This is a genomic window from Microcystis sp. M53602_WE12 (assembly GCF_030065455.1).
In the GTDB taxonomy this organism is placed as follows: Bacteria; Cyanobacteriota; Cyanobacteriia; order Cyanobacteriales; family Microcystaceae; genus Microcystis; species Microcystis aeruginosa.
Window position 1 is genome coordinate 1 of record NZ_JASJFB010000782.1, and the last position, 2,651, is coordinate 2,651.

Consider the following 2,651-nt stretch of genomic DNA (forward strand, 5'->3'; position numbering starts at 1 on the left):
CCCAATCCTATTTTCTTGCACTAACATCGGACTTTAACAGGTCAAAAGCTTTATTTTAAAAGGGTTTTACCATTATTCAGCAAACCCTACTTAGGACTCCCAAAAGTCTGTGTAAGCAACCGCGTATTGTCGGTAAACACCGGGTAAACTGGCCCCAAAGTTTTTGGGCTGATTGACGACTTCTATCTCCGCGCATAGCCACCAATAATTTACCTTGTCTTTCTATCAATTAACCATTAAATAGGGTCTGCTGAAAAAGTTTTTCCTGGGGGCAGGGTGTGGGGTGTGGGGTTTTACCGATTTTGAAGGGGTCAATTACCTAATTTTCAGGGAAAAAGTCCAGGAATTTTCCACCCGATCACTCCCATATCTGGTACTTTTTGGTTTCCAAAAAGTCTAAAAGTCTTACCCAACAAGGTTTTTAGATTTATTCAGCCAACCCTATTTACTCATAATTTCGGCGGGTTGCGAGTTAGGAATCGGTTCAAAGTTGTGGTCGTCAGCCAGATATTCGGGATAGGTGGAGAATTGGGGTAGTATTTCTAGGGTAAAAGCTTCGGCGGCTTTTGATCGATAGCGATTCGGGTTAATAATTACCGACAAAGTGCGTCGTACTTCCACATCTTTAATTCGGGTAGCGTGGATAACTCCCATTTGTAGTTCTTTTTCGATCGCTGTCACCGAGACAAAAGCCGCCCCTAACCCGGATTGTACGGCATTTTTAATCGCCTCGATCGAGTTAAGTTCCATCTCCACTTTTAAGCGTTTGGTATCGATCTCGCAACGAGTTAAAACCTTGTCGATGACTTTGCGAATCGTCGATTGGGAATCGAGGGTGATAAATTTTAGTCGATATAAATCCTCTTTTTGAATCATTTCTACCTTAGACAGAGGATGAAAAATAGGCAGGACTAAAGCCAGTTCATCGTCTGCGTAGGGGATAATCCGCAGGGTTTCTTGTAATTCGGCGGGAACTTCTCCCCCGATAATGGCTAAATCCACTTGACCGTTAGCAACGCTCCAAGAGGTGCGACGGGTGGAATGAACTTGTAGCTGTACGGATACTTCTGGGTATTTTTGCCGAAAAATCCCGATCATGCGGGGAAGAAGATAGGTTCCCGTGGTTTGGGAAGCACCGATGATTAGGGTTCCCCCTTGCAGATTTTGTAGATCTTCGATCGCTCGACAGGTTTCTTGACAGAGAGTGATAATTTTTTCGCCGTAGCTTAAGAGTAGGTGTCCCGCTTCTGTTAATTGGGCTTTCCGACCGCCCCGGTCAAATAACGGCACATTTAGCTGTTTTTCGAGGTTTTGTACCTGAAGACTGACCGCCGGTTGAGATACATACAGGGTATCTGCCGCCCGTTTAAAGCTTCCTTCGGCAGCGATCGCTTTGAGAATTCTCAGTTGGTCTAGGGTGAAGGGAATGTCGGTCATAGAAAGCCTCAAAAACAGCGACAGGAGAAGGGGAGGACAATAGCGACAAATCTTAAGCCAGTGCCGATAAATACACTGAATTGACAGTACCACACCACGGGGATCAATGCTTCAGGTAGTTCCAGTTATCAGTGATCAGTTACCGGTTATCAGTTATCAGGAGTCAGGAGTCTCCGAGTCAGGAGATAGGAGTCAGGAGATAGGAGTCTCCGAGTCAGGAGTCAGGAGATAGGAGACTCCGAGTCAGGAGATTATTTCTATTTATTCTCCCCACACCCTACACCCTACACCCCACACCCTACACCCTACGCCCTACACCCTACGCCCTACACCCCACACCCCACACCCCACACCCCACACTGAAAAAGGCTGCCCCAGCAATTATCGGGTTGACTTTTGTGTACCACTTAATCGTTCTTAACCAAGAATCTTAATGATATTTTAAGATTTTTTAACAAACCGCCCCCAGCCGAGATGAACGTATATCCTAGAGGGGAGCGAGTGTAGATTCCTATTCCCGTTCGATCGCCCCCTAATTCTCTGGAGATCAGCACCCATGCTTACTTTGCTCCGTTCCCTGCTATTTTCCACCCTATTAAGTTTTGTTGCCCCCGTCCTCTTGGTGGGTTCTATTTTAACGGCTTTATTGGCCACCAGTCACGTCCCCGGCTTTACTTGGGTTTCTCAGACCGGTTTTAGCCAAATACTGCAATTTTTAACCATTTTCGGCGGCGGTTATCCCCTACAAGGCCTGTTAACCATCGCTGTCACCTTTGCTTTTGTTGGCAGTTTATTCGATTTATTTAACTTTTACGTCTATCAAACCAATCGCGGACAGTAACAGGTAAAGGGTGATAGGGACTGTCTAGAATGGGAATGAGGTTTTTATGGGATCGAATCGTCTATGCGCCCTATTTTCTGCCGTTTTTGGCTATTAACAATAATTTCTCTGCTGCTCACCCTGAGTATCGGGATTGTCAATCCCCAACCCAGTTTCGGGCGCTCGTGGATGGATTTACCTAAAATGTCGGATGAATGCCCCCGCTAAATTTTTCGACAAGACATCAACCTTTGCGGGGGATGAAATCCGACCAAGATATTAACTGCGAAGCACAATTTTAATTCTACCATTTGTAGGTAAACTGTGTTATACTTAATTTATCCAGGGTCGAGGATTAATCAATGCTAGTCGTAGAAGCCAAGTTAAAAAACGG

At 45.4% G+C, this 2,651-nt stretch carries 4 protein-coding genes; 3 read left to right on the top strand and 1 reads right to left on the bottom strand.

From position 1 onward, the window contains the following. Window positions 1-441 precede the first annotated feature (441 nt). Entirely contained in the window at window positions 442-1,437 is a 996-nt protein-coding gene (locus PX482_RS24015; RefSeq protein WP_002759960.1) for a LysR family transcriptional regulator, read from the bottom strand. 106 nt (window positions 1,438-1,543) lie between these two features. Here PX482_RS24015 and PX482_RS24020 point away from each other — a divergent pair, with 106 nt between their 5' ends. The 3 genes from PX482_RS24020 (at window position 1,544) to PX482_RS24030 (ending at window position 2,485) form a co-directional block, all read left to right on the top strand. Then, on the top strand, window positions 1,544-1,669 hold the full coding sequence (locus PX482_RS24020; RefSeq protein WP_288025893.1) for a hypothetical protein: 126 nt from the start codon (window positions 1,544-1,546) through the stop codon (window positions 1,667-1,669). Window positions 1,670-1,993: 324 nt separating this feature from the next. Beyond that, window positions 1,994-2,278 (top strand): hypothetical protein, encoded by a 285-nt coding sequence (locus PX482_RS24025; protein WP_002798346.1) that lies wholly within the window; start codon window positions 1,994-1,996, stop codon window positions 2,276-2,278. A 63-nt stretch (window positions 2,279-2,341) separates the two neighbouring features. After that, the gene (locus tag PX482_RS24030; RefSeq protein ID WP_223210688.1) at window positions 2,342-2,485 is read left to right on the top strand and encodes a hypothetical protein; all 144 of its coding nucleotides are present in this window, start codon (window positions 2,342-2,344) and stop codon (window positions 2,483-2,485) included. The last annotated feature ends 166 nt before the right edge of the window (window positions 2,486-2,651 follow it).